The organism is Thiohalobacter thiocyanaticus (assembly GCF_003932505.1).
Taxonomy (GTDB): Bacteria; Pseudomonadota; Gammaproteobacteria; order Thiohalobacterales; family Thiohalobacteraceae; genus Thiohalobacter; species Thiohalobacter thiocyanaticus.
The window spans coordinates 1,782,952-1,809,134 of sequence record NZ_QZMU01000001.1 but is presented as its reverse complement, the minus strand read 5'-3'; the positions used below and the strand labels follow the sequence as shown (position 1 = coordinate 1,809,134).

Here is a 26,183-nt window from a genome sequence, read left to right as displayed (position 1 = left end):
TGATTTTTTCTATTACTTTGAATCATGTATTCCCTTTGCGATCCGTGCGTCTTTGCGCCCCTGCGTTGAAGGGTTTAGAAGCTTGACGACCAACGGAGGCTGATATGAGCAACCCGGATTCCTACGCAGACATGCTGGCCGCGGTGCAGGCCTTTCATGACAAGCACGACTTCAAGAACACCGGCGGCGAGGACATGACCTACCGCATCGCCCTGATGGCCGAGGAACTGGGCGAGATCGCCGCCTGCGTGACCAAGGGCAAGGACAAGGCCAAATTGGCCGAGGAATGCGCTGACCTGTTCATTCTTGTCATCGGCACGGCCATCGCCGAGGACTTCGACCTCGGGCAGGCCTTCTGGGACAAGATGGACAGAATCATGCAGCGCGATGCGCGGATGGTAAACGGCCGGGTTCGGGTCTCCGAATTCCGTGACACCTGAGTCCACACGTATGCAGCCGGTCATCATCGATCTCGCCGCCATCCGTGAAAGCGACACCACCGCGCCCGAGCACTGGAATCCCATGCCCGGCAGTCTGGAGGCCATCGCACGGCTCAACCGGGCCGACCGGCGGGTTCTGGTCACAGGGACACCCGTCATGGACGGCGACGCCGCCCCCGACCTGGGTCGGCTGACCCGGCTGCACAACCGGCTGAACCAGGCCGCGAACAACGCCGGTGGACAAATCGATGCGGTCTTGTTCTGCCCCCACGGCCCGGATACGAATTGCCCCTGCCGTCCGCCCCGGCCGGGTCTGCTGCTCGACATCGCACTGCGCCAGCAGCTGCGCCTGGAGGACGTGCCCTACATAACCCTGGACCATGGGCCGGCGCTGGAAGCCGGACGCAGCGCCGGTGTGCGCTGCCTGGTACTGGGCGCCGGCAACACCGACGCCGGGGAGCCCGGTTTCAGCAGCCTTGATGCCGCTGTTCAATACTTGTTAGACGAAACCGACAACGCCGACTGAGATGCCGTCACGCTCGCCCTCGCCCCTGCTCTACCTGCGCTCACTGATCTTCTGGCTGGTAATGTTCACCTCCACACTGGTGCTGGCCCCGCTTACCCTGCTGACCTTTCCCTTTCCCTTCCGGGTCCGCTATACCACCGCCACTCAATGGGCGCGGCTGAATCTGTGGTGGCTGCGGATCAGCTGCGGCCTGCACTACCGCGTGGAAGGTCGTGAGCATATCCCCGAGCGGGCATCGATCGTCTTTTCCAAGCATCAGTCCACCTGGGAGACGCTCGCCCTGCAGCGGGTGTTCCCGCCCCAGGTCTGGGTGCTCAAGCGCGAGTTGCTGCGCATCCCGCTGTTCGGCTGGGCATTGGCACTGATCGAACCCATCGCCATCGACCGCGGCGCCGGACGCAGGGCCGTGGAGCAACTGGTCGAACAGGGCACCCGGCGCCTGGCCGACGGCCGCTGGGTGATCGTGTTCCCGGAAGGCACGCGCACCGCACCGGGAGAGAAGGGGAGATACCGCATCGGCGGCGCGGTACTGGCCGAGCGCAGCGGCGCCCAGGTGGTGCCGGTGGCGCACAACGCCGGCGAGTTCTGGCCGCGGCACAGTTTCATCAAGTACCCGGGTGAGATCCGCCTGGTGGTGGGTCCGCCCATTGCGACGGATGGGAAAACGGCGGCCGAGATCCTGGCCGAGGCCGAGGGCTGGATCGAGACCACAGTGGAGCGTATCAGCACCCTCAAACCTGATTCAGGCAGAGAGCATCAGCAGAAACAAGGTTGAATTACTTTAAATTACGGCAAAATTCCGTGAAAAGCACCGATCATCTCAGATCGGGTTGCGCTGTTTGGGGCCAACCCGACCGGCCTGACGTGGATAATCAGATGTCCAGATTGTTCGCCGCCAGGGCATTGGACTCGATGAAGTCGCGCCGCGGTTCCACCTGGTCGCCCATCAGGGTGGTGAAGATCTGGTCCGCGGCCACGGCATCCTCGATCTGCACCTGCAGCATGCGCCGGGTATCCGGATTCATGGTGGTCTCCCAGAGCTGATCCGGATTCATCTCGCCCAGGCCCTTGTAGCGCTGGATCTGCTGACCGCGCTTGGCCTGTTCCATCATCCAGGTCACCGCCTCCTTGAAGCTCGCCACCGGCTGCTGGCGCTCGCCGCGGCGGATATAGGCGGTGTCGGTAAGCAGACCGTCGAGCTGCTGGCCCAGTGCGCGCATGCGCTCGTATTCGGCCGTGGCGAAGAAGTCCGAGGCCAGCCGCTGCTCGCTGGCGACGATGCCGTGAGTGAGCTTGACCATGGTGGCGACGAAGGCGCCCTGCTCGACCGTGTCGTCCAGGGTGATCTCGAACCGCTGGCCGGCCGGCATGACGGCGTTGGTGCGGGCCTGCAGCTCGTTGAACCAGTCGCGCATGGCCGGAATGTCGTGCAGCTTCACCTCATCGACCGACGGCATGTAGATGATCCGCTCCAGCAGCAGGCTGTCGTAATGGCGGGACAGGCGCTTGATGGCGTTCATCACCGTCAGGTAAGTGGAGGCCAGCACCTCCAGCGCCTCGCCGGTGATCGGCGGCGCCTCGGTGCTCACATGCAGCTGGGTGCCGTCCAGGGCCGACTGCAGCAGGTACTGATTGAGCGCTGGATCATCCTTAACATATTGTTCCTGCTTGCCTTTTTTAATCTTGTACAGGGGCGGCTGGGCAATGTAGACATGCCCGCGTTCAATCAGCTCCGGCATCTGGCGGTAGAAGAAGGTCAGCAGCAGGGTGCGGATGTGGGAGCCGTCGACATCGGCGTCGGTCATGATGATGATGCTGTGATAGCGCAGCTTGTCCGGATTGAATTCCTCCCGGCCGATGCCGCAGCCGAGCGCCGTGATCAGGGTGCCGACCTCGGCCGAGGACAGCATCTTGTCGAAGCGCGCCTTCTCCACGTTCAGGATCTTGCCCTTGAGCGGCAGGATGGCCTGGTTGCGACGGTCGCGGCCCTGCTTGGCCGAACCGCCGGCAGAATCGCCCTCCACCAGGTAGAGCTCTGACAGGGCCGGATCGCGCTCCTGACAGTCGGCCAGCTTGCCGGGCAGGCCGGCGATATCCAGCGCGCCCTTGCGTCGCGTCATGTCGCGGGCCTTGCGCGCGGCCTCGCGGGCCCGCGCCGCTTCGACGATCTTGGCGGTAATGGCCTTGGCCTCAGTGGGATTCTCCAGCAGATAATTGTTCAGCTGCTCCGACATGGCGGACTCGACCACGCCCTTGACCTCGCTGGAGACCAGTTTGTCCTTGGTCTGGGAGGAGAATTTCGGGTCCGGCACCTTCACCGACAGCACCGCGGTGAGGCCCTCGCGGGCATCGTCACCGGTCGGCGTGACCTTGGCCTTTTTGGTGATGGCCTCGGCCTCCAGATAGTGGTTCAGGGTACGCGTGAGGGCGGCCCGGAAGCCGGCCAGATGGGTGCCACCGTCGCGCTGCGGAATATTGTTGGTGAAGCAGAAGATATTCTCCTGGTAGGAGTCATTCCACTGGAAGGCCGCCTCGACCCAGATGCCGTCGCGCTCGGTGTTGAAATAGCAGACGGTCGGATGCAGCGGCGTCTTGTTGCGGTTCAGATGCTCGACGAAGGCCCGGATACCGCCCTGGTACTCGAACACGTCGGATTTATCGGTACGTTCGTCGCGCAGACTGATGCGAACGCCGGAATTGAGAAAAGACAGTTCCCTCAGGCGCTTGGCGAGAATGTCGTAGTGATATTCGGTGTCGGTGAAGATCTCGCGGCTGGGCTTGAAGCGGATCTCGGTCCCGGTCTTGTCCGTGTTGCCGATCTCGGCCAGGGGGGCAACCGGCTCGCCCAGGCGGAATTCCTGATGCCAGACCTTGCCATCGCGGTGAATGGTCAGCTTGAGGTATTCGGACAGGGCATTGACCACGGACACGCCCACACCATGCAGACCGCCCGAGACCTTGTAGGAGTTATCGTCGAATTTCCCGCCGGCGTGCAGCACTGTCATGATGACTTCCGCGGCGGAACGGCCCTCTTCCGGGTGCAGATCGACCGGAATGCCGCGACCGTCGTCGGAGATGGTCACGGAGTCGTCGCCATGGATGATCACCTGAACTTCACGGGCATGGCCCGCCAGGGCCTCGTCGATGGAGTTATCCACCACTTCGAACACCATATGATGCAGGCCGGTGCCATCGTCGGTGTCGCCGATGTACATGCCCGGCCGCTTGCGCACCGCATCCAGCCCGCGCAGCACCTTGATGTTCGAGGAATCGTAGGTGGTTTTGTCCGTCATGGCCCTGTCCTTCAATCGCGATGGCCCAGTATACCATTTACAGGCAGGCTAAGCCTCATGCGGCTCGCGCATGTTCCACGTGGAACATCAACCGGTTTGCGCTATCCGCCCCTGTTCCACGTGAAACCTTTTCCCACTATCTCCGGCTACCACGGGGATGGCATTCGCGTCCGTAGTGGTGACATAGACCTGGGATTGCAGCGCCAGCAGGCGCTCCAGCACCCGCTCCCGATGGCCGTGATCCAGCTCGGCCGGCAGGTCGTCGATCAGAAACAGGCAGGGCCGCCGGCTCTTTTCCATCAGCAATTCGGCCTGCGCCAGCAACAGGGCGGTGACCAGCTGCTTCTGCTGGCCACGCGAAACGCGTTCGATGGCAGGAACACCGTCGATCAGCGGCTGCAGATCGGCCCGGTGGGGACCGACCTGGGTAAAACCGCGCTTCAGATCGGTCGCATAACGCTCGGCCAGAGCGGTCTCCAGACCGGTATCCTCCGGCCAGCCCGGCTGGTAGTGGAATTCCAGCCCCGGCAGATCCACCAGCGCCGCCAGATTACCCTGAACATAGGGCAGCAGCATGGCGATGTACTCGCTCCGCAGGCTGTGCAGAGTTTCAGCGGCCTGAACCAGTGCCGGGGACCAGGCGGCCACGTCACGGGGGTTGCGACTGGTGCGCAGGGCGGCATTACGCTGTTTGAGCGCCTTGGCGTAGCGCTGCCAGGTGGCATGATAGCCATGTTCCACGTGGAACACGCCCCAGTCCAGGTAACGGCGGCGATAGCGAGGACCGCCTTCAAGAATCAAATGGCTGTCAGAATGCAGCAGCTGGATGGGCAGTGTCCGGACCAGATCGGCCAGTTGGCGCACCGGCCGTCCGGCCAGACGCAAGGTCTGGCCCTGCGGCCCGCGCTCGATGCCCAGTGTCTGTTCGGCGTTGTCCGCCCCGGTGATACGTCCCACCAGGCGGAACCAGGTCTGGCCATCCTGAATCAGGTGTTTGGGTCTGGCCGTACGGAAGGATCGCACCCGGCCAAGGTAGTAGATGGCTTCAAGCAGGCTGGTCTTGCCGGAACCATTGGCCCCGACGATCAGATTGAATCGCGGCGACAGCTCCAGCTCGGCGGCAGTGATGTTGCGGAAATGCTCAAGACTTAACCGGCTCAGAGGCATGGCAGCGGGGGCCTGGGATTCAAGGCGACAGGGATGCCCGCCATGGCCACGGACTCACAATGTGTCTTGCTGAAGAAAACGCCTGGCTTATTTTGCGTGTATTCCGTGGCCATTCACAGCCGCATCGGCATGACCACATAGCGGTTGGGTCCGCCGTCGGGGGCATCGATCAGGCAGCTGCTGTTGGCATCGCTGAGCAGGATCCGGACCTCCTCACCGGGCAGGGCCGACAGGGCATCCAGCAGATAGGTGACGTTGAAGCCGATCTCCAGCGGGTCGGAACTGTAGTTGATCTCCAGCTCCTCCTCGGCCTCCTCCTGCTCCGGGTTGTGGGCCTGGATGCGCAGGCTGTTGCTGTCCAGGCTGAGACGGATGCCGCGGTATTTCTCGTTGGACAGGATGGAGGTACGGCTGAGCGCCTGGCGCAGGCCGGTGGTGTCGGCCGTGATGACCTTGTCCCCGCCCTTGGGCATGACCCGCTCATAGTCCGGGAAGCGGCCGTCGATCAACTTGGAGGTGACCTGCAGCTCCGGGGTGTTGATGCGGATGTGATTGGTGCCGAGCTGGACGGTGACCTCGGCATCCGAACTTTCCAGCGAGCGCAACAGTTCCTGCACCCCCTTGCGGGGGACGATGATCTGGGTCTTCTCCTCCACGCCGGTTTCGGCCGCGACCTCGGACATGGCCAGGCGGTGACCGTCGGTCGCCACGGCGCGCAGCGCGTCGGTATCCACTTCCAGCATCAGGCCGTTGAGGTAATAACGCACGTCCTGCTGCGCCATGGCGAAATGGGTGCGCTCGATGATCTCCTTCAACGCCTTTTCCGGCAGGCTGAAGGACAGCGCGGTTTTCATCTCCTCGATGACGGGGAAATCCCCGGCTGGCAGGGTCGACAGGGTGAAACGGCTGCGCCCGGATTTCACCAGCGCTCGGTCCTGCTCGATGCTGATCTCCAGCGTGCTGCCTTCGGGCAGTGCCCGACAGATGTCGAACAGCTTGCGCGCCGGCAGGGTGGCCTCTCCCCCATCCTCCAGGTTCTGCTCGATGGTGGCGACCAGCTCCACTTCCAGGTCAGTGGCCGTCAGGGTCAGTCCCTTGTCGCTGGACTGGATCAGGACATTGCCCAGAACCGGCAGGGTCTGACGGCGCTCGACCACGCCGATGATCTGCTGCAGTGGCTTGAGGAGATTCTCACGCTGGATACTGAATTTCATCTGTTCCTATCCCAACTAAATATTATTGAATAAATATTTACCCTGTTGTTACTCTTAGTCCGGCGCCTTTCTGTGGATAACAATAAAATATCCTTAAATTTCAATATTTTATTAGTATACTCAACTAGGCGTACAAGTCCCCGGCAGCCTGTGCGCGGATTGTGGATAAGTCTGTGGGTACCGGTCGCCGCCAAAGGACGCACACCTTATCCACATCATCTGGTCAGGGTCCTCAACAGGTTGTAGTAATCCTCTTTGATCCGGATGTCGGTCTCGCGCAGCTCAGCCACCTTGCGGCAGGCATGCAGCACAGTGGTGTGGTCGCGGCCGCCGAAGGAGTCGCCGATCTCGGGCAGCGAATGGCTGGTCAGCTCCTTGGCCAGGGCCATGGCGACCTGCCGTGGCCGGGCGATGGAGCGGCTGCGCCGCGCCGAGAGCAGGTCCGCCACCCGGATCTTATAGTATTCGGCTACGGTTTTCTGAATATTTTCAATCGATACCAGCTTGTCCTGCAAGGCCAGCAGATCGCGCAGGGCTTCCTTGACGAAGTCCAGGGTCACGGCCCGCCCGGTGAAGCGGGAGCTGGCCGCCACCCGGCGCAGGGCGCCTTCCAGTTCGCGGATGTTGGACTTGATCCGCTTGGCGATGAAAAACGCCACCTCGTCGGGCATCTCCACCTGTGCCTGGGCGGCCTTGGCCATCAGGATCGCCACCCGGGTCTCCAGTTCCGGCGGCTCGATGGCCACGGTCAGACCCCAGCCGAAGCGGGATTTCAACCGCTCCTCCAGCCCGTCGACCTCCTTGGGATACCGGTCGCAGGTCAGGATGATCTGCTGCTGGCTTTCCAGCAGGGCGTTGAAGGTGTGGAAGAACTCCTCCTGGGAGCGTTCCTTGCCGGCGAAGAACTGGATGTCATCGATCAGCAGCGCATCCACCGAGCGGTAATAGCGCTTGAATTCGTTGATGGCATTGTGCTGCAGCGCCTTGACCATGTCCGCCACGAAGCGCTCGGAGTGCAGGTATACCACCCGGGCGTTGGGCTTGCCCTGCAGGATCAGGTTGCCCACTGCATGCATCAGGTGCGTCTTGCCCAGCCCCACCCCGCCGTAGATGAACAGCGGATTGTAGGCCCCGCCGGGGTTCTCCCCGATCTGCATCGAAGCGGCCTTGGCCAGCTGGTTGGACTTGCCCTCGACGAAGGTCTCGAAGGTGAAGGTGCTGTTCAGGGTATGGTTGGTCGCCGGCAGGGGGGACTGTTCACGGCTGCTCGAACGGGTAAAGCGGGCCGGCTCGCGCGGCTTGTCCACCGGTGCCTGCTGGCGGGTGCCCACTTCCAGGCGCACCTGGGTCGGCTGTTCCGGGGTCAGGCCGGTCAGGGTGTCCTGGATCAGACCCAGGTAATGCTCCCGGACCCAGTCCAGCACGAAGCGGTTGGGCGCGAGCAGGCGCAGGTTGCCCTCGGGATGCGGCTCTGCATGCAGGGGACGGATCCAGGTGTTGAAAGGCTGTTCCGGAATCTCCTCCTCGAGGCGATCCAGGCATTGTTTCCACAAATGGGCGTCCAACGAGGGCTCCTTCGGAGGCGGTGTTCCGAGTTCAGGTCTGCATGGGACCCGGTCGTTCGTCACGGGAAAAGGGCATGAGTCTAACCCTGATTTCCCGTGTTATCCACACCCGCCTGTCGCCTGATTGAAGTTGACACTGCACTGGCCGCGCCGGTAGTATTGCGCGCTCTCTGCAGGGGCCCCATAAGGCCCGGATCCGTTAAGCCTTTACTCGAGTCAACGCCATGAAGCGAACCTTTCAACCCAGTAATCTGAAGCGTAAGCGCACCCACGGGTTCCGCGCCCGCATGAGTACCAAGAACGGCCGTCGGGTGCTCAAGGCACGCCGCGCCAAGGGTCGTGCCCGGCTGAGCGCCTGAGCAGGCCCGCGAGTGCATTGGCGCGGACCCCGCAAGGCTTTCCGCGCACGGCGCGGCTGACCCGGCCCAGTGAGTTCCGGCGGGTCTTCGCCCACCCCCGCCGTTCCAGCGATCGCTATCTTACCGTGCTGGCTGCCCCGAACGACCTGGACCATCCCCGCCTGGGGCTGGCCATCTCGCGCAAGGTTTCGCTCCGGGCGGTGCAGCGCAACCGGATCAAGCGACTGATCCGCGAGTGCTTCCGTCATCTGCAGGCGGAGCTGGGCAACCTGGACTTCGTGGTCATCGGCCGCCACGGCCTGGCCCAGCTGCCGCCGGCACAGCTCAAACAGATCCTGGAACGGCATTGGAAACGACTCAGCAGACAATCTGGCAACGCCTCCTGATCGGCCTGATTCAGGGCTATCGCTACTGCCTGAGTCCTCTGCTCGGCCAGCACTGCCGTTTTCACCCCAGCTGCTCCTGCTACGCCCAGACCGCCCTGGCCCGCCACGGCGTGCTGCGTGGCGGCTGGCTCAGCCTGCGGCGGCTGGGCCGCTGCCACCCCTGGCACCCGGGCGGGATCGATCCGGTGCCCGAGTCATCCCATCCGGTAGAAAACAAGCATGGATAACCAGCGTCTGATCCTGTTCATTGCCCTGAGCTTCGTGGTACTCCTGCTGTGGGAGGCCTGGCAGCGCGACTACGGCAGCGAGCCGGCACCGGTGCAGGTCGAATCCCGTGCCGGGGGCGAACAGGCCCCTGCCGCCGACATCCCGGATGCCCTGCCCGAGACCACCGCGGCCGCGGCGACGGACGCCGAACCGACCCCCGATCCCGAGAGCAAACGCATTCGGGTGCGTACCGACGTGCTGGAGATCGAGATCGATACCCGCGGCGGTGATCTCGTCGGCGCTGCCCTGCTCGACTATCCGATCGACGCCGACAAGCCGGACGTGCCGGTGCGCCTGCTGCACGAGCGGCCCAATGACATCTTCGTGGTCCAGTCCGGCCTGCGCACGCCCGACGGCACCGAACCGACCCACCATGTCACCTTCAACAGCGACCGCGACGAGTGGCGCCTGCAGCCCGGCCAGGATGAACTCACGGTCGAGCTGACCTGGACCAGCCCCGAGGGGATCGAGGTCATAAAGCGTTACCGCTTCACCCGCGGCGACTACCTGATCCAGCTCGAGCAGCAGGTGCGCAACACCACCGGCAAGCCGTGGCGCGGACGCCAGTACCGCCAGCTGCAGCGCAGCGAGGTCAGCGGCCAGGGCCAGGCCTTCATCTATACCTACACCGGCGGCGTGATCTACAGTCCTGAGGAGAAGTACGAGAAGTACGACTTCGGTGACATGCGCGACGCGCCCCTGGCGCGTGACATCAGCGGTGGCTGGGCCGCCATGATCCAGCATTACTTCCTCGCTGCCTGGCTGCCGGCGCCGGACGAACCCAACCACTATTACAGCAAGGCACTGTCCGATAACCGCTATGTGCTGGGTCTGGCCGCAACGGCGGTGAGTGTGCCGCCCGGCGGCGAGCACACCTTTGCCAGCCGGCTGTTCGTCGGTCCCAAGCTGCAGGACCGGCTCAAGGAGATCGCCCCGGGCCTGGAACTGACCGCCGACTACGGCATGCTGACCATCCTGGCCAAGCCCATCTTCTGGCTGCTGGAGAAGATCCACGACCTGGTCGGTAACTGGGGCTGGTCCATCATCATCCTGACCCTGCTGATCAAGCTGCTGTTCTACAAGCCCTCGGAAATGAGCTACAAGTCCATGGCGCAGATGCGCAAGCTCGCACCGCGGCTGAAGACGCTCAAGGAGCGCTACGGCGACGACAAGCAGAAGCTCAACCAGGCCATGATGGAGCTGTACAAGACCGAGAAGATCAATCCGCTGGGCGGCTGTTTGCCCATCCTGATCCAGATCCCGGTCTTCATCGCCCTGTACTGGGTGCTGCTGGAGAGCGTGGAGCTGCGCCAGGCCGACTTCGCCCTGTGGCTGAATGATCTGTCGTCGAAGGATCCCTACTACATTCTGCCGCTGATCATGGGCGCGACCATGTTCATCCAGCAGAAGCTCAACCCGGCGCCGCTGGACCCGATCCAGGCCAAGGTGATGATGATCCTGCCGGTGGTGTTCACCGTCTTCTTCGCCTTCTTCCCCTCCGGGCTGGTGCTGTACTGGGTGACCAACAATGTGCTCTCCATCGCCCAGCAGTGGGTCATCACCCGCCGCATCGAGCAGGGCGGGAAATGAAGGACAAAGAGCGCCACGGAATACACGGAAGGCACGGAAAATAATATTATTGCAAAGCCCAGTTTGGTAACCCGATCCGGGATGTGGAAGCAATATGTGTTTTTGACCGGGCGCGACAGTACCAGGGTTTTATTTATAAACATTCCGTGCCTTCCGTATATTCCGTGGCGCTCTTAAAAAGGCTGAGACCACGCAATCATGACCGACACCATCGCCGCCATCGCCACCCCCGCCGGGCGCGGCGGGGTCGGCATCGTGCGGCTGTCCGGTCCGGATGTGCCGCAGATCGCCACTGACTGGTTAGGCCATGTGCCCGAAGCCCGCCGGGCCGAACTGCACACCTTCACTGCCGCGGACGGCAGCTCCATCGACCAGGGCATCGCGCTTTATTTCCCCGCGCCGAACTCCTTCACCGGCGAGCATGTGCTGGAACTGCAGGGTCACGGCGGCCCGGTGGTAATGGACCTGCTGCTCAGCCGCGCGCTCGAGCTGGGCGCGCGTATCGCCCGGCCCGGCGAATTCTCCGAGCGCGCCTTTCTCAACGACAAGCTGGATCTGGCCCAGGCCGAGGCCATCGCCGACCTGATCGATTCCGCCACCAGCCAGGCCGCCCGCGCCGCCGTGCGTTCGCTGGAAGGCGAATTCTCCGGACGGATTCATGAACTGGTGGAAGGCCTGATCCGGCTGCGCATGTATGTCGAGGCCGCCATCGACTTCCCGGAGGAGGAAATCGATTTTCTGGCCGATGCCCAGGTAACCGACCAGCTGCAACGCCTGACCGGACAGTTTGACGCCCTGCAGGCCAGCGCCCGCCAGGGCCGGCTGCTGCGCGAAGGCATGCGCCTGGTCATCGCCGGCCGGCCCAACGCCGGCAAGTCCAGCCTGCTCAATGCCCTGGCCGGGCGCGAGTCGGCCATCGTGACACCGATTGCCGGCACCACCCGCGATGTGCTGCGCGAGCATATCCAGATCGACGGCATGCCGCTGCATGTGATCGACACCGCCGGCCTGCGCGAAAGCGAGGATCAGGTGGAACAGGAAGGAGTGCGACGCGCCTGGCGCGAAATCGAACAGGCCGACCGCCTGCTGCTGGTGATTGATTCCCGCGAGGGCTTCACCGACGAGGACCGGGCCATCCTCGGCCGCCTGCCCGAAACCCTGCAGCACACTCTGGTCTACAACAAGATCGATCTTACTGGAGAACCACCCGCACTGGATGCGGAGAAGAACGTAGTCCACCTGTCCGCTACCGCCGGCGCCGGCCTGGAGGAGTTACGTGTACACCTCAAGACCTGCATGGGTTACGCCGAGGCCGAAACCGGCGGCTTCATCGCCCGCCGCCGCCATCTGGACGCCATCGAACGCGCCCGCCGGCACCTGCAAACCGGCCGCGAGCAACTGGAAACCCAACGCGCGGGCGAGCTGCTGGCCGAGGAGCTGCGCCTGGCCCAGGCAGCACTCGGTGAGATCACGGGCGAGTTCACCAGCGACGATCTGCTGGGGCGGATCTTCAGCAGCTTCTGTATCGGTAAATAACATCAATTCCCAGAGTATCCCGCAGCATCCGCTATAATTATTTATCCTACTGTTGTCAAAAGAAATAACGTCCGTCTAAGTCCAATAACATTCCACTGAATCCAGCGTTTATTGTTCCCAGGCCTGTTCCCATGTATGGTTTTGTCATGCAGTTTAATGGGAACAAATTGGCGTATTTGGGAACATATTGTTCCCATGGATTCGTACTTTCCTTGGGAACAATATCCGATCTCAATCAGATATTTATAGGTAATTCAATCATATAAATAACCCAACCAGGGAACACACCGAGGGCGGTGAAATGGCTTTGACTGATACAAAACTGCGTAATCTCAAACCAAAAGAAAAGCCGCACTCCTTTTCTGATGGTGGTGGTTTGTTCATCGAGGTCATGCCGAGTGGTAAGCGGGTATGGCGACTTCGCTATCGCTTGAAAGGCCGTCAGGAGAAGGTGACGCTAGGCGAATACCCCTATTTCAGCCTGGGTGACGCACGAAAGTGGCGTGAAGAGTGCCGCGCCCTGGTGGCCAAGGGTGAAAGCCCGATGCGTGCTAATCGCGAGGCGAAAGCCGCTGAGAAGGAACCAGATACGGTCGAAGCCTTCTCCCAGATCTGGTTGCGAGAAGTAGTGGAAAAAACCACAGCCGAGCCCAGGAATGTGAAGCGGGTGGTCAATAAGGACATTATCCCGGCCCTTGGCAACAAGCGGCTCTCGGAAGTCTCTGTGACCGACATCCTTAGGATTACAGACAAAATCAAAGCTCGAGGAGCAGACCAGTCTGCCCTCCTCACCCGGAACGTGCTGAAGCGATTGTTTGCTTATGCCATTGCCCGACAGAAGGCAACGTTCAATCCGGCTGCGGCTGTCGAGGCGCGTTTCATCGCTCAGGCTAAAAGCCGGGATGTGTCACTGAGTTCGGAAGAGGTGGGCAAACTTCTGAGGGCGATTTACACATCCAATATGCGACGCACCCATAAGCTGGGTCTCCACCTGCTGATTCTATGCATGGTCCGGAAATCGGAATTGATTGAGGCAAAGTGGGAGGAGATAGATTTCGAGAAGGCAGAGTGGTGCATCCCGGCTCATCGAATGAAAAAAGAAAAGCCTCATATCGTGTACTTGTCCCGCCAGGCACTTGCGATGTTCGAGGAACTCAAGGCGTTGGCGAGCACTTCTCCCTATGTCATGCCGAGTCGGGGGAATCTCCAGCGGCCAATATCCAAATCAACCTTGAACACAGCTATCCGCGCCCTGGATCTGGATATACGTGACTTTGTCATTCATGACTTCCGACGGACAGCCTCTACCCACCTGCATGAAGCCGGGTTCAATACTGACTGGATCGAAAAGGCGCTGGCACATGAACAGAAAGGGGTCCGGGGAATATATAACCGGGCTGAATATTCCGGGCAGCGCCGAGAAATGATGCAGTGGTGGGCGGACTTCGTCGACGCCCAAATCGAGGAAGGCCGAAAAGTCATAATCGGTCAGTTCGGTAAGGAATTTCAGGCTTCTTAACACTTGGGAGATTATTGACTTGCCAACGCCATGGTTTCCAACAGGAGTTACTGACTATGAAGCGGTAAAGCTTTCCAGTGAGGATAAGGAAAGGCTGAATCTGGAATTCAGCGCCAAGGGACTGGAGCTGAAGGACGCTGATGAATTTCATTCATTACTCGAACATGCATTAATGAGCTACAAGGCAATGAGCAGTCTTCGAGATGAAAGCAAACCCAGTGAGGTTAGGAAGAACTTCAAAAAATCACTCGATGCAGCCCTGATCTTGAATGATCGTCTGAACGAAATGGATGCGAATTCGAGATTAATCCTGGACCGTAACATGGCCGGTGGAATCACGACCCTTCATGAATACCTGAACAGGATCATATCGGCCCTGTCAGAAGGCGGTCATGCCGCAAACGAGTATCCCAAAGGCCGACTAACCGATTATGCCCGGCTGGAATTAGCAAGGATTGTAATTAAGGCATTGAAATCACAAGGTATAGAACCAACTACCACAAAGGAAGGACTGTTCAGCAATGTGCTGGCCATTGTCCTCGAAACAGCCACAGGCAAGCCTGTGAACGCGGTCCATGCCCTGGCCGCAGAGGCAATACGTACATATCACTCGGATTAATAATCCAAAGCCCAATTATTCACCCCTTCAGACGGGCCATTTATTTGGGTTACGGGACAATGCACATGCCATCAAACTGCTTCGCGATAGTTCATCAACAGCCGAAGAGGTGTGAACATGGCGAATGCAGTTCTGAGACTTCCAGTAGTCAAGGCCCGGACCGGCCTGTCCCGTAGCACGATCTACCTCCGGGTCAATGAGGGTACCTTCCCAAAGCCAATCAGCCTGGGAGCCAGGGCGGTAGGTTGGCTGGAGAGCGAGATCGAGGATTGGCTGACCCAGCAGGTCAAGCAAAGTCGGAAAACCGACTGAGAACGCCTGCATGGCTTACAACCGCCGAAAGCACAAGGGGAGGGGCGGAAGTCCGCCATTCACCAGGCTGCCACACTACCTGCTCGGAAGTGAGCAGTTCACGCGGCTATCACCCAAGGCTGTCACTACTGGTGGATCTGTCTTATCAGTATCGTGGCTCGAACAACGGTGACCTTTGTGCAGCTTGGGCAATAATGCAGAAGCGAGGCTGGCTCTCCAGAGTTACCCTGGGCAAGGCTATCAGAGAGTTGAAAGATACCGGTTTCATTGTGGTTTCAAGGCAGGGCGGAAAAAACAAGGCGTCGCTGTATGCCCTTACATGGGAAGGCATAGATGAATGCGATGGAAAATTGGACATCGCTCCGAGGAAGACGCCTCCCAACGACTGGAAAAATCCTTGACACGGAATGCGTGTCAAACTGGCACGCATTCCGTGTAAATGGCCAATATGCAGCTGGTCAGTTGACACGCATGGCGTGCCAGTCTGGCCGGTATTGAGCAAATCCTTGACACGAATACCGTGTACCTTTCTAGATATCTACCATGTGGGTATTGCCGGCTGGGTGGTCACAGGGGAGCAGCATGAGCGATGACATCCATATCGAGCTCACGGCCTACCATGAGGCTGCGCATGCTATCGTGGCTCTCTACCATGGCTATGCGGTTACAGAGGTGGCGGTATCGCTCGAGGCGCCAGGAGATGGACTGATGAAGTACCAACCCAGATTGAAACGTGAGCTCCCTGATCCAAGCCCCGGGAGTATCCGGGTGGCCTGGCTGGAAACATTGAAGAAGTACGAGGGTGAGATCCGCATACTGCTTGCTGGTCCCCTGTCTGAAGCGAAACTGCTGAATACCCCACTTCGCTCGCTGGGAGCAAGATCGGATCTGCTGACCGCCCAGAGACTCTACCTGCGGTTGCAGGACATTCAGACAGAGATGTCCCGATATACCTCCATCCCAAAGCCACTCCCGGCCCGGTACCTGGACAAGCTTCGGAGAGAAACGCGGTCTCTTCTAGGGCGTCCTCAAATATGGGAGATGGTGTGTGCACTAGCGAGGGAGCTGAAAGATATGGACTACCTCGAGGCAGGTGAAATAGCGGCAGTTCTTCAAAAGATCCCGGACCGGCACGGGCAGTTAGGGTTGGATGAATTATTCAAGTAAAACCCAACAGTAAAATCCCATATTATTTATTTATAAACAGTAGCTTGTGTGTGATGCCTGCATAGTGAATCTTGATATTAATCAAGATTGATCAGCCATCTTTCTGGGTAAGGAAATACCCTTTCAGATATGTCAGACTGTCACAGTGTTGTTTCAATTAGAGAAATTGGGTATGTGACAAATCGTTACGGATTCATTGATACCAGCCAGTCTGTTGCGTCATAATTTTTCCCTAACCTTCTGGCTTAAAAGAATAAAATCCTCGACTGGTAACTTCCCATGACTGAGAACTTCTCCTCCACCGCCGCCTTCATCTGGTCCGTCGCCGACCTGCTCCGGGGCGATTTCAAGCAGTCCCAGTACGGCCGCATCATCCTGCCGTTCACTCTGCTGCGCCGCCTGGAGTGCGTCCTGGCGCCGACCAAGGCCAAGGTGCTCAAGGAGTACGACAAGCGCAAGGACTCGAACCTGGCGCTGGACGGCTTTCTGAAGAAGGCCGCCGGGCTTCCCTTCTACAACACCTCGCCCATGGACCTGTCCGCCCTGGGCGAGACCCAGATCCTGGACAACCTGGACACCTACATCCGCAGCTTCAGCCCGGAGGCCGCGGGATATTTTCGAGCATTTCGGCTTCTTCGGCTTCCCTGGAGAAGCTGGACGAAGCCAACCTGCTCTACCTGGTGGTGCAGAAGTTCGCCAGCATGGACCTCAGCCCCAAGTCCCTCAACAACTACCACATGGGCCTGGTGTTCGAGGAGCTGATCCGCCGCTTCGCGGAGTCCTCCAACGAGACTGCCGGTGAGCACTTCACGCCCCGGGACATCGTCCACCTGACCACGGCCCTGCTGTTCACCAGCCAGCAGGAGAAGATCGCCCCGGGCAAAATCGTCACCGTCTACGACCCCACTGCCGGAACCGGCGGCTTCCTTTCCGAGGGGGAGGAGTACATCCACTCCATCTCCGAGCAGGCCCGCGTCACCGTCTTCGGCCAGGAGCTCAACCCCGAGTCCTACGCCATCTGCAAGGGCGACATGCTCGTCAAGGGCCATGAGATCCAGAACATCAAGCTGGGCAATACCCTATCCGACGACCAGCTCACCGGGCAGCCGTTTGACTTCATGCTCTCCAATCCGCCCTTCGGCGTGGACTGGAAGAAGGTCCAGAAGCAGGTCCAGGACGAGCACAAGAACAAGGGCTTCGCCGGGCGCTTCGGTCCGGGCCTGCCCCGGGTCTCTGACGGCTCCCTGCTGTTCCTGATGCACCTGATGAGCAAGATGCGTGATTCCAAGGAAGGCGGCTCCCGCATCGGCATCATCCTCAACGGCTCGCCGCTGTTCACCGGCGGGGCCGGTTCCGGCGAGTCCGAGATCCGGCGCTACATCCTGGAGCACGACCTGCTGGAGGCCATCGTCGCCCTGCCCACGGACATGTTCTACAACACCGGCATCGCCACCTACGTGTGGATCCTGTCCAACAATAAGATCCCCGAGCGCCTGGGCAAGGTCCAGCTCATCAACGCCACGGATATGGGCGAGAAGATGCGAAAATCGCTGGGTTCCAAGCGCAAGTACCTCACCGAGGACAGCATCGACGCCATCGTCAGGCAATACGGCGACTTCAAGGCCAGCGAGACCTGCAAGATCTTCAAGACGACCGATTTCGGCTACCGCCGTATCACCGTCGAGCGCCCGCTCCAGCTCGCCTTCTACCCCAAGGACGAGATCCGGCTGGCCGCCTTACAGGCCGACAAGGGGTGGGCCAAGCTGGACGAGTCCCTGCAACAGGGCATTCTGGATGCGCTGCCCCGGTTCGAGGAGGAGAAGGTTCGATCGCGTACCACCTTCAAGAAGTGGCTCAAGGTCCACATGGGCGGAGAGAAGCTGCCCGCCCCCGCCTTCAAGCTGTTGCAGAAGCACCTGGGCGAGCACGATAAGGACGCCGAGATCTGCAAAGCCAAAGGCCAGCCCGAGCCCGATCCGGATCTGCGAGATTATGAGAATGTGCCGCTGAGCGAGGATATTCAGGAATACTTCCAGCGCGAAGTGCTTCCGCATGTGCCCAATGCCTGGATTGATGAGGCCAAGAAAGACGAGCGGGATGGGCAGGTCGGCATTGTCGGCTACGAGATCCCATTCAATCGCCATTTCTACAAGTATGTCCCGCCGCGCCCGCTGGAGGAGATCGATACGGACCTGGATAAGGTGAGTCAGGAGATCGTGAAACTGCTTTCAGAGGTGCACGCCTGATGGGTAAGCATCGACCGTATCTAGAACTGGTTGACTCGAATGTCCCATGGCTTGGAAAGGTGCCGTCGCATTGGAGAGTTCATCAGTTGAAGCGCGCAGTTGAAGGCTGCGTAAATGGGGTATGGGGCTCCGAGCCGGACGGCATAAATGATATTGCAGTAATCCGCGTCGCTGACTTCGATCGTATCGGAGCCCGCGTGAATGTAGATGATTATACTATGCGGTCTATTACCCTTAATGAACGGCGGGGGCGCCTTCTTAAGTCAGGTGATCTTCTTATCGAAAAATCCGGGGGCGGCGATAAGCAGCTGGTTGGTGCTGTTGTTATACATGAAAAACCATTGCCAGCGGTTACATCTAATTTCGTTGCCAGAATGTCGCCAGCGCCTGGCTATAACCCAATTTTTCTTAAATATGTTTTCCATTATCTGTACTCGGGACGCGTGAATTACCCATCCATAAAGCAAGCAACAGGTATACAGAATCTAGATTCAAACCAGTACCTGTCTGAGTATTTTTCTTTTCCGCCAACCGAAGAGCAGAATGGTATTGCTTCATTTCTCGATCACGAAACCACCAAAATCGACCGACTCATCGCCAAACAGGAGCGGCTGATCGAGCTGCTCAAGGAAAAGCGCCAGGCGGTGATCTCTCATGCCGTCACCAAGGGCCTCAATCCCGATGCGCCGATGAAGAATTCCGGTGTGGAATGGCTGGGTGAAGTGCCTGCGCATTGGAGCGTCTCGCGTATAAAGCATGCAAAAAGCATGAGAAAGAACGCCTTTGTCGATGGGCCGTTTGGTAGTAACTTAAAGGGAGAACACTTTATTGATGATGGTGATGTTTACGTCATTGAGAGTAATTTTGCAACGCAAGGCATACTGCGTGAAGGTGCACTAAAAACGATTTCATTTGATCACTTTTTGACTATTAACAGAAGTGAAACAAAGGGTGGAGACATAATTATTGCGAAGATTGGAGCGCAATTTGGAAAAGCGTCTATTCTTCCGAGTTTGAGTAAGCAGGCCGTTGTTTCAGGTAACTCATTAAAGCTAACTGTGGCAAAAGGCATAATAAATAATGAATATCTCTGTTTTGTCCTTGGGTATCTCAAAGAACGCGGTGCTATGGATCTTATCGTTAATGCAACTGCGCAGCCTGCATTATCTCTCGGGGATATGAATAATCTGGAAATTCCTCTCCCTTCACTTGATGAGCAAAAAGAAATACTCGCTGACATCCACAAAAAGCTGAATAAGATTGATGAAACGATAGCGGCTGCCACGCGGGCGATAGAATTGATGACGGAGCACCGCGTCGCACTTATCTCCGCTACCGTCACCGGCAAGATCGATGTTCGTGGCTGGTGCAAGCCAGATATGGAACTAGAAAAATCAAACAAAACTGCCACCGCCTAGGGGAGAGAAGTGGACAAGGCCAAAGAACATGTCTTTCAGCAAGCCATCGTCGATGACCTGACCGCCGATGGCTGGCTGGAAGGCAGCCCCGAGGACTATGACCGCGAGTTGGCCATCTACCCCGAAGATCTCCTGGCCTGGCTCCACGACACCCAGCCCGAGGCCGTCGCCAAGCTCACCAAATTCTACCACGACAAGACCGATCAGATGCTCCTCAAGCGGGCCGCCGAGCAGATGGATAAGCACGGCTCGCTGCATGTGCTGCGCCACGGGTTCAAGGACCGGGGGGCGAAGATCCGCCTCTGCCAGTTCAGACCCGACCACGGCCTCAACCCCGAGACCCTGACCCGCTACGGCGCTAACCTCCTGCGGGTGGTGCAGGAGGTCTCCTACTCGCCCCATGCCCGAGAGGGCTATAACCCCCGCCTGGACCTGGTGCTGTTCGTCAACGGCATCCCGGCTGCCACGCTGGAGCTGAAATCCGAGTTCAAGCAGTCGGTGGAAAATGCCAAGCGCCAGTATCGCCGGGATCGGCCATCCCGGGCGCCCAAGTCCAACAAGGTCGAGCCGCTGCTGGCCTTCAAGCGCCGCGCCCTGGTCCATTTCGCCGTGGGGCTGGAAGAGGTCTGGATGACGACCAAGCTGGAGGGCCAGGACACTTTCTTCCTGCCCTTCAACCGGGGGTATGAGGGCGGGGCGGGCAATCCCCCCAATCCCGACGGCTACGCCACCGACTACCTGTGGAAGCAGGTCTTCCAGCGCGATGCCTGGCTGGACATCCTCGGCCGGTTCGTCCACCTCCAGCGCGAAGAGAAGGAGGACTGGCAGGGCAAACGCTACACCAAGGAGACCCTGATCTTCCCCCGTTTCCACCAGTGGGATGCGGTCAACAAGCTGGTCGCCACTGCCCGCCAGGAGGGGCCGGGCCATAAGTACCTGATCCAGCATAGTGCCGGTTCCGGTAAGTCCAACTCCATCGCCTGGACCACCCACCGGCTGGCCTCCCTGCACGACGATCAGGACCAACGGGTGTTCGACTCGGTCATCGTCATCACCGACCGCACAGTGCTGGATGACCAGCTCCAGGAGACCATTTATCAGTTCGAGCACGCCGAGGGCGTGGTCCGCCGGATCAGCCGCGAGGAAGGCGAGGGCAGTAAATCCGCCCAGCTGGCCGAGGCCCTGGCCGAACAGAGCCGGATCATCATCGTCACGATCCAGACCTTCCCCTTCGTACTGGAGGCCATCCAGCAGCAGACCGCCCTGAAGGAGCGCCGCTTCGCCGTGATCGCCGACGAGGCCCATTCCTCCCAGACCGGCGCTACCGCCCGCAAGGTCCGCGAGGTGCTGATGGCCGAGCAGCTGGAGGAGGATGCCGAGATCACCGGCGAGGACGTGCTGGATGCGACCCTGGCCGCCCGCAGCCAGGTCACTAATATCAGCTACCTGGCTTTCACCGCCACTCCCAAGGCCAAGACCCTGGAACTGTTCGGCCGCTCACCCGACCCCACGCGGCCGGTGGGCGACGATAACCTGCCCGAAGCCTTCCACGTCTACACCATGCAGCAGGCCATCGAGGAAGGCTTCATCCTGGATGTGCTCCGGTGCTATACCACCTACCAGATGGCCTTCAAGCTGGAACAGGCCCAGGGCAGTCCCGACGAGGAGGTGGACAAGGGCAAGGCCGCCAACCGGATCTACCGTTGGGTCAAGCTGCACCCCTGGAACATCGAGCAGAAGGTGGCCGTGATCGTGGAGCACTTCCGCAAGCACGTCGGACACCTGCTGAACGGCCAGGCCAAGGCCATGGTCGTCACCGACTCCCGCAAAGCCGCTGTGCGCTACAAGCTGGCCCTGGACAAGTATGTGACTGAACAGGGTTATACGGACGTCCACGCGCTGGTCGCCTTCTCCGGCGACGTAGATGACCCGGACAGCGGACCCGAGCCTTTCAATGAGCGCAACATGAATCCCAGCGCCAAGGGCCAGGACCTGCGGGATGCCTTCGATACCGACGCCTACCAGGTGATGATCGTTGCCAACAAGTTCCAAACCGGTTTCGACCAGCCCAAGCTGTGCGCCATGTATGTGGACAAGAAGCTGAGTGGCGTGGACTGTGTCCAGACTCTCTCCCGCCTGAACCGGACTTACCCTGGCAAGGAAGAGCCCTTCGTGCTGGATTTTGTCAACAAGCCCGACGATATCCTGGAAGCCTTTCGGCCTTACTATCGGACCGCTGAGCTGGGAAGCGCCTCCGATCCCAACCTGGTCTACGACCTCCAGCACAAACTGGACGAAGAACACATCTACCAGTGGCAGGAGGTGAGAGCCTTCGCCGATGCCTTCTTCGACCCTAAACAGACCCAGGACAAGCTCAGCTACCACACCCGCCCAGCTGTGGACCGGTTCAAGGATCGCTACAAGACTGCCATCCAAGCCATAAAGACCGCGCAGAAGGCAGAGCGCGATGCAGAAAAATCAGGTGATGCCGTCCAGTGGACCAATGCCAGGAAAGATCTGAAGGCAGCAGGAGAGGAAAAGGACGCCCTGGATCTCTTCAAAAAGAATCTGGGGACTTTCGTTCGCTTCTATGAATTCATGTCGCAAATCGTAGATTACGAAGATCGGGAGCTGGAGCAACTCTCAGTTTACGCCCGCCATCTGCGGCCCCTGCTTCGTGAAGAACGCCTGGATGAAGACATCGATATTTCCAGCCTGCAGCTTAGCCATTACCGTCTGAAGAAGATCGCCGAGCAAGAGCTCAAGATCCAGGAGCACGAGGAAGGTGATTATAAGCTGAAGGGTGCTGATGGATTGGGTTCAGGAGCGGCGCATGATCCAGAAAAAGAACGCTTGTCCAGAATAATTGAGCGGCTAAATGAATTGTTTGCCGGGGAAAATCTGTCCGATACAGATCGGATTCATTACATGAACACGATCAAGAACAGGGTGATGGAGAATACCTCCGTCGTCCAGCAGTTGGAAAATAATACCGCTGATCAGGTCATGCTTGGTGACTATCCTAATGCAGTACAGGATGCTGTCATGGAGAGTCTTCAGACTCATAGTGATATGGCCAGTCAAATTCTTCAAGACAATGATATTTCGACAAAGTTTGCGCGCTTACTGCTTGAGTTGATCCTGAGCAAGCATACCGAGAGGCATGATATTAATAAATTTCGTTTATAGCTACGATTAGCCACATATATCATTGTTTGGCTAATTTTTAGCAAATTGAAACCGGATATGGGTGACAGCTCATGTTTCACAGAGAAAGCGAAGTTTTTCTTTTAAAAATTATAGTTTAGAGCTAGACTCTAAATAATATGTCTAAAAAAAATAACCATAGATCAACGGATATCATTGATTGGTATCCAGTCGAAATTGCTGCCCGATTATCAGGGCTGAGCATGGATATGGTGAATTACTTATGTAGGTATGGTGTTGTTAAGCCGTCAGGGAATACAAAACGCGGGCGCGGTCATCGACGAAAATTTACATTTTCTGACATACTTCTCCTTCGTGTGATTTCCCAGCTATTATCAAATGGTATTTCAGTCCAAAGACTACGAAGAAGCCTAGCTGAGTTACAGAAACAAGGTAAATCGACTAATCACATCCTCAAAAAAAAGTATTTAGTGACAGATGGTAAGTCTATATATCTAGAGGATGAAGGCGTACTTGAATTATTAACGACCGGGCAAGCTTGCATTCGCATTCATATTGGAATTGGGATCTGTTAGAGACGAACTTAACCGGAAACTTACGAAACGCATATCGTAATTAGATCAACCCATAGGCAGTATTTGTGTTATCAGATTTTAACTCATGGCCTAAAATGTAAGCGGAGGCGCATATGAGTACACCAGGTAACGAATTTCGTGAAGCGGAATATTTAGGAATTGGTTTTCTAGCTATATCTAGTAGTGAGTTAATCGAAAAATTACTTGAAGGGCATCAAATTGATGATGACGATAAATATGTTTTGAGAAGAGCTGAGACATTTTTAAATGATGTATCGAGTGGTGCCAGGCTAGTAACATCAGGCGGCTTGAATGCAAATGTTAGTGCTGCTGATAGTGTCAGGAAGCTTGCATATTCCGTTGAGCCACTAAAGTTAATGCAAGATGGAATCCAATCGGCAGAGGTTGGGGATGTTTTTCAAAATATGGCTTTATCCATTGAAGCTGCATTAACCAATCACATTGATGAAATCACAGAAAACAATCTGTGTGCGGCAAAAGAGTTTTTTCATCAGCTCCATGTTTTCATAATGAGTCTAATCGAAACCCATCAAAATAGAACTGGCATAGATGCTGATTTAGGAATGCCAATGTTTGCATAAATTTATGACTACTAATTATTGGAAAAGTTATACGCATCAACTTAGAGAAGGGTTGCTACAACGCGTAGATGAACTTTCAGTTTCAGATTATCCGGAGGCTACGCCAAATCAAGTTATTCATTTTCTGCAAGACTTTTTGAAACAGCTTGCTGATGTAATTGATAAAGCTGAGTCTGAAGAACGTTTGAAAATGATCAATTCTTTAGTTCGGGGGCTAGGCGTATTTCTCGAATGGTTGGATAATGCTCATACGGAACAAACACCAAGAGGGCTTGTGCAGCTCCTGAAGGATCTTATAAACAGGATGGATCCAGATTCACGCGTCATGGCGCGGCCACAAGCTCAATATAACTACTCAATATTGCCACTTGGGAGTCTATTAAAAAAGCTTGTAGACGACTATATTCCGCACTCAAAACAATCGCTATTTAATGAACATCTTTCCTCGCCAATAAAGCTTATTTCTTTTCCAAGAATCCAACGGGACGACATACTCGGGCATGCAATCTTTGGGCATGAGCTGGGACATCCTGTCGCAGATTTGTATCTTGAGTCGGAGAATACAGATGAAGAACATTTAAAAGCACATAGTAATATACAAAAACAAGTAGCTAGGCTGGTCGATGAAAAACTATCAAATAGTGCAAGCGATGATCAGAAGCTTGAATGGTCGACAAAAATATTTGATCACGTTCTCCAAGTTAGAAAACGCGCACTAGAAGAACTCATATCGGATTCCGTAGGAATATTGATATTTGGACCAAGTGCATTTTTTGCATGTTATGAGTTGCTATGGGGTGGGAATTGGGACGCAAAACCTTCGCCTAATGAGTGGTATCCACCATCTAGGATGCGGATCCGCATCATGTTGGAGTTGATGGATAGACTGTCTTTTATCGATGCTTTCGACAAAATGGCAACCGACGGAACATTAGCGCCGTATGTAGAATCAGTTAAAGCATTTATAGAAGAGGCTCGGAAGGTAGCTAGTGTTACGAATGATCAGACTGGAATTAATAATGATCCACAATTAAAAATCGCTTATGATTGGATGAATAGCAGTCTTGACAAAGCAATTCATTTCGCAAGACAGAATACTGAAAAAGTTGCATTTGATTCTGATATCGTATTTCCACAACTACAAGAATTGCTACAAAGATTAGAGTTGGGCGTTCCACCGAATGAGGTAGGAGATCCTGCAAACCTACAAACAGTGGATTATCGTTCATCATTATTGGCAGCGTGGATGTTCAAATTGCGAAGCGTGTATCCATCAACGGGCGATACAGTGTCTAGCCAAGAAATAGAAAAACTACATCAAAAAACATTAACCGCAATAGAATATGTGATTCTCCAGGAAGAATATTCGCAATATTTTGCTAGTCAATCATAGTAATGAGAAAAGCATATGAGTGTTATTGGCCACGATAATCTTATTAGTCTTTTAGATAGAGAGGCAATGGAAGAACGGTTAATTATCACTCCCCTGCTTAACAGAGATCTTCAAGTTAACGAAGCATCGGTAGACATCCGCCTTGGGAACGACTTTATAGTTACACGTCGAGGAAACCTGGCAAAATTAGATCCAGCATCTCAAGATGTGCGCGAGCACCGATATCAAACTAAACACTTTGTCAATTTCAAAGAGTGCTTTTATTTGCATCCGCAAGAACTCGTGCTCGCAGGCACGTTAGAGCATTTTCGTTTACCAGTTGATGTGGCAGCTACGGTTACTTCAAGGTCGAAATGGGGCCGTGCAGGACTCGTGATAGCCACTGCTACAGCTGTTCATCCTGGGTTTTGTGGAACAATCACTTTGGAGTTACTAAACCTTGGAGAAGTCCCTCTAGTCTTATACCCAGGAACAAGCGTTGCGCAAATTGTGTTCTTTCAGTGTGAAGGAGGCGCGCCGTATGACGGTGACATGGCCCACAAAACAGGGGCACATTTTGCTGGCTTAACGACAGATCGAAAGATGACAGATAGGGAATTTTGGTTGAGCAAATGATTCGTAGAGTTATAGGCAGAGGGATATTCGGGCGCCACAATGGGGGACACGTATAGTAAATGTTCCCAAATTTGTTCCCAGACTGGAAGCAGTTAAATTATTTTTGAATTATATTACATATGGTTGTGATAGTATTTTAGCTATTGTATCGGCAAGTGATTCTTATTTGTCACCGGCCCCGAATGGCACTTACTTAAGCCAATTAA

Annotated in this window: 23 protein-coding genes and 1 pseudogene; 20 read left to right on the top strand and 4 right to left on the bottom strand. The window is 56.8% G+C overall.

Going from position 1 to position 26,183, the window contains the following annotated elements; translation table 11 throughout:
• The first annotated feature begins 104 nt into the window (after positions 1 to 104).
• From D6C00_RS08495 to D6C00_RS08485, 3 genes are read left to right on the top strand one after another with little or no spacing between them, the layout of a single operon-like run.
• Entirely contained in the window at positions 105 to 440 is a 336-nt protein-coding gene (locus D6C00_RS08495; protein WP_125181326.1) for a MazG nucleotide pyrophosphohydrolase domain-containing protein, read from the top strand.
• Positions 441 to 450: 10 nt separating this feature from the next.
• Entirely contained in the window at positions 451 to 966 is a 516-nt protein-coding gene (locus tag D6C00_RS08490; protein ID WP_125181325.1) for a D-glycero-beta-D-manno-heptose-1,7-bisphosphate 7-phosphatase, read from the top strand.
• A 1-nt stretch (position 967) separates the two neighbouring features.
• The gene (locus D6C00_RS08485; RefSeq protein WP_125181324.1) at positions 968 to 1,741 is read left to right on the top strand and encodes a lysophospholipid acyltransferase family protein; all 774 of its coding nucleotides are present in this window, start codon (positions 968 to 970) and stop codon (positions 1,739 to 1,741) included.
• 97 nt (positions 1,742 to 1,838) lie between these two features.
• Here the strand turns inward: D6C00_RS08485 and gyrB are convergent, their stop codons facing one another.
• From gyrB to dnaA, 4 genes are all read right to left on the bottom strand, one after another.
• Complete coding sequence (gene gyrB, locus D6C00_RS08480) at positions 1,839 to 4,259, bottom strand: DNA topoisomerase (ATP-hydrolyzing) subunit B (protein WP_125181323.1); 2,421 nt, start codon at positions 4,257 to 4,259, stop codon at positions 1,839 to 1,841.
• An 87-nt stretch (positions 4,260 to 4,346) separates the two neighbouring features.
• Complete coding sequence (recF, locus tag D6C00_RS08475; RefSeq protein WP_125181322.1) at positions 4,347 to 5,426, bottom strand: DNA replication/repair protein RecF; 1,080 nt, start codon at positions 5,424 to 5,426, stop codon at positions 4,347 to 4,349.
• Between the two features lie 113 nt (positions 5,427 to 5,539).
• A complete protein-coding gene (dnaN, locus tag D6C00_RS08470) occupies positions 5,540 to 6,640 on the bottom strand; it encodes a DNA polymerase III subunit beta (RefSeq protein WP_125181321.1) in 1,101 nt (366 codons plus the stop codon).
• A gap of 215 nt (positions 6,641 to 6,855) precedes the next feature.
• Positions 6,856 to 8,205: a chromosomal replication initiator protein DnaA gene (dnaA, locus tag D6C00_RS08465; RefSeq protein WP_125181320.1), complete on the bottom strand. Its 1,350-nt coding sequence runs from the start codon at positions 8,203 to 8,205 to the stop codon at positions 6,856 to 6,858.
• 224 nt (positions 8,206 to 8,429) lie between these two features.
• Here dnaA and rpmH point away from each other — a divergent pair, with 224 nt between their 5' ends.
• The 17 genes and pseudogenes from rpmH (at position 8,430) to dcd (ending at position 25,977) form a co-directional block, all read left to right on the top strand.
• Positions 8,430 to 8,564, top strand: a complete 135-nt coding sequence (gene rpmH, locus D6C00_RS08460) for a 50S ribosomal protein L34 (RefSeq protein ID WP_125181319.1) — start codon at positions 8,430 to 8,432, stop codon at positions 8,562 to 8,564.
• 17 nt (positions 8,565 to 8,581) lie between these two features.
• Entirely contained in the window at positions 8,582 to 8,950 is a 369-nt protein-coding gene (rnpA, locus tag D6C00_RS08455; protein WP_125181318.1) for a ribonuclease P protein component, read from the top strand.
• Entirely contained in the window at positions 8,947 to 9,177 is a 231-nt protein-coding gene (gene yidD, locus D6C00_RS08450; RefSeq protein WP_399361235.1) for a membrane protein insertion efficiency factor YidD, read from the top strand. The genes rnpA and yidD overlap by 4 nt, the downstream gene beginning before the upstream one ends.
• The gene (yidC, locus tag D6C00_RS08445; RefSeq protein WP_125181316.1) at positions 9,170 to 10,807 is read left to right on the top strand and encodes a membrane protein insertase YidC; all 1,638 of its coding nucleotides are present in this window, start codon (positions 9,170 to 9,172) and stop codon (positions 10,805 to 10,807) included. The genes yidD and yidC overlap by 8 nt, the downstream gene beginning before the upstream one ends.
• 198 nt (positions 10,808 to 11,005) lie before the next feature.
• Positions 11,006 to 12,343 (top strand): tRNA uridine-5-carboxymethylaminomethyl(34) synthesis GTPase MnmE, encoded by a 1,338-nt coding sequence (mnmE, locus tag D6C00_RS08440; RefSeq protein ID WP_125181315.1) that lies wholly within the window; start codon positions 11,006 to 11,008, stop codon positions 12,341 to 12,343.
• Positions 12,344 to 12,644: 301 nt separating this feature from the next.
• Positions 12,645 to 13,862 carry a tyrosine-type recombinase/integrase gene (locus D6C00_RS08435; RefSeq protein WP_125181314.1) on the top strand — a complete coding sequence of 406 codons (1,218 nt, stop codon included), beginning with the start codon at positions 12,645 to 12,647 and terminating at the stop codon, positions 13,860 to 13,862.
• Between the two features lie 19 nt (positions 13,863 to 13,881).
• Positions 13,882 to 14,481: a hypothetical protein gene (locus D6C00_RS08430; protein WP_125181313.1), complete on the top strand. Its 600-nt coding sequence runs from the start codon at positions 13,882 to 13,884 to the stop codon at positions 14,479 to 14,481.
• Between the two features lie 117 nt (positions 14,482 to 14,598).
• The gene (locus D6C00_RS08425; protein ID WP_125181312.1) at positions 14,599 to 14,793 is read left to right on the top strand and encodes a helix-turn-helix transcriptional regulator; all 195 of its coding nucleotides are present in this window, start codon (positions 14,599 to 14,601) and stop codon (positions 14,791 to 14,793) included.
• A 131-nt stretch (positions 14,794 to 14,924) separates the two neighbouring features.
• Positions 14,925 to 15,194: a hypothetical protein gene (locus D6C00_RS08420; RefSeq protein ID WP_125181311.1), complete on the top strand. Its 270-nt coding sequence runs from the start codon at positions 14,925 to 14,927 to the stop codon at positions 15,192 to 15,194.
• 181 nt (positions 15,195 to 15,375) lie between these two features.
• Positions 15,376 to 15,960 (top strand): hypothetical protein, encoded by a 585-nt coding sequence (locus D6C00_RS08415; protein WP_125181310.1) that lies wholly within the window; start codon positions 15,376 to 15,378, stop codon positions 15,958 to 15,960.
• A gap of 279 nt (positions 15,961 to 16,239) precedes the next feature.
• Positions 16,240 to 18,206, top strand: a pseudogene (locus tag D6C00_RS08410) (type I restriction-modification system subunit M).
• A complete protein-coding gene (locus D6C00_RS08405) occupies positions 18,206 to 19,624 on the top strand; it encodes a restriction endonuclease subunit S (RefSeq protein WP_125181309.1) in 1,419 nt (472 codons plus the stop codon). Before D6C00_RS08410 ends, D6C00_RS08405 begins: the two are co-directional and overlap by 1 nt.
• Before the next feature lie 9 nt (positions 19,625 to 19,633).
• Positions 19,634 to 22,813: a type I restriction endonuclease subunit R gene (locus D6C00_RS08400; protein WP_125181308.1), complete on the top strand. Its 3,180-nt coding sequence runs from the start codon at positions 19,634 to 19,636 to the stop codon at positions 22,811 to 22,813.
• Between the two features lie 137 nt (positions 22,814 to 22,950).
• Positions 22,951 to 23,367, top strand: a complete 417-nt coding sequence (locus D6C00_RS16735; RefSeq protein ID WP_125181307.1) for a helix-turn-helix domain-containing protein — start codon at positions 22,951 to 22,953, stop codon at positions 23,365 to 23,367.
• A 113-nt stretch (positions 23,368 to 23,480) separates the two neighbouring features.
• Entirely contained in the window at positions 23,481 to 23,969 is a 489-nt protein-coding gene (locus D6C00_RS08390) for a hypothetical protein (RefSeq protein WP_125181306.1), read from the top strand.
• 4 nt (positions 23,970 to 23,973) lie between these two features.
• Complete coding sequence (locus D6C00_RS08385) at positions 23,974 to 25,362, top strand: hypothetical protein (protein WP_125181305.1); 1,389 nt, start codon at positions 23,974 to 23,976, stop codon at positions 25,360 to 25,362.
• A gap of 15 nt (positions 25,363 to 25,377) precedes the next feature.
• Positions 25,378 to 25,977: a dCTP deaminase gene (dcd, locus tag D6C00_RS08380; RefSeq protein WP_125181304.1), complete on the top strand. Its 600-nt coding sequence runs from the start codon at positions 25,378 to 25,380 to the stop codon at positions 25,975 to 25,977.
• Positions 25,978 to 26,183 lie beyond the last annotated feature (206 nt).

Coding starts and splice junctions, on each gene's coding strand:
- D6C00_RS08495 (WP_125181326.1), top strand. CDS start 105: ATGAGCAACCCGGATTCCTACGCAGACATGCTGGCCGCGGTGCAGGCC.
- D6C00_RS08490 (WP_125181325.1), top strand. CDS start 451: ATGCAGCCGGTCATCATCGATCTCGCCGCCATCCGTGAAAGCGACACC.
- D6C00_RS08485 (WP_125181324.1), top strand. CDS start 968: ATGCCGTCACGCTCGCCCTCGCCCCTGCTCTACCTGCGCTCACTGATC.
- gyrB (WP_125181323.1), bottom strand. CDS start 4,259: ATGACGGACAAAACCACCTACGATTCCTCGAACATCAAGGTGCTGCGC.
- recF (WP_125181322.1), bottom strand. CDS start 5,426: ATGCCTCTGAGCCGGTTAAGTCTTGAGCATTTCCGCAACATCACTGCC.
- dnaN (WP_125181321.1), bottom strand. CDS start 6,640: ATGAAATTCAGTATCCAGCGTGAGAATCTCCTCAAGCCACTGCAGCAG.
- rpmH (WP_125181319.1), top strand. CDS start 8,430: ATGAAGCGAACCTTTCAACCCAGTAATCTGAAGCGTAAGCGCACCCAC.
- yidC (WP_125181316.1), top strand. CDS start 9,170: ATGGATAACCAGCGTCTGATCCTGTTCATTGCCCTGAGCTTCGTGGTA.
- mnmE (WP_125181315.1), top strand. CDS start 11,006: ATGACCGACACCATCGCCGCCATCGCCACCCCCGCCGGGCGCGGCGGG.
- D6C00_RS08435 (WP_125181314.1), top strand. CDS start 12,645: ATGGCTTTGACTGATACAAAACTGCGTAATCTCAAACCAAAAGAAAAG.
- D6C00_RS08425 (WP_125181312.1), top strand. CDS start 14,599: ATGGCGAATGCAGTTCTGAGACTTCCAGTAGTCAAGGCCCGGACCGGC.
- D6C00_RS08415 (WP_125181310.1), top strand. CDS start 15,376: ATGAGCGATGACATCCATATCGAGCTCACGGCCTACCATGAGGCTGCG.
- D6C00_RS08405 (WP_125181309.1), top strand. CDS start 18,206: ATGGGTAAGCATCGACCGTATCTAGAACTGGTTGACTCGAATGTCCCA.
- D6C00_RS16735 (WP_125181307.1), top strand. CDS start 22,951: ATGTCTAAAAAAAATAACCATAGATCAACGGATATCATTGATTGGTAT.
- D6C00_RS08390 (WP_125181306.1), top strand. CDS start 23,481: ATGAGTACACCAGGTAACGAATTTCGTGAAGCGGAATATTTAGGAATT.
- D6C00_RS08385 (WP_125181305.1), top strand. CDS start 23,974: ATGACTACTAATTATTGGAAAAGTTATACGCATCAACTTAGAGAAGGG.
- dcd (WP_125181304.1), top strand. CDS start 25,378: ATGAGTGTTATTGGCCACGATAATCTTATTAGTCTTTTAGATAGAGAG.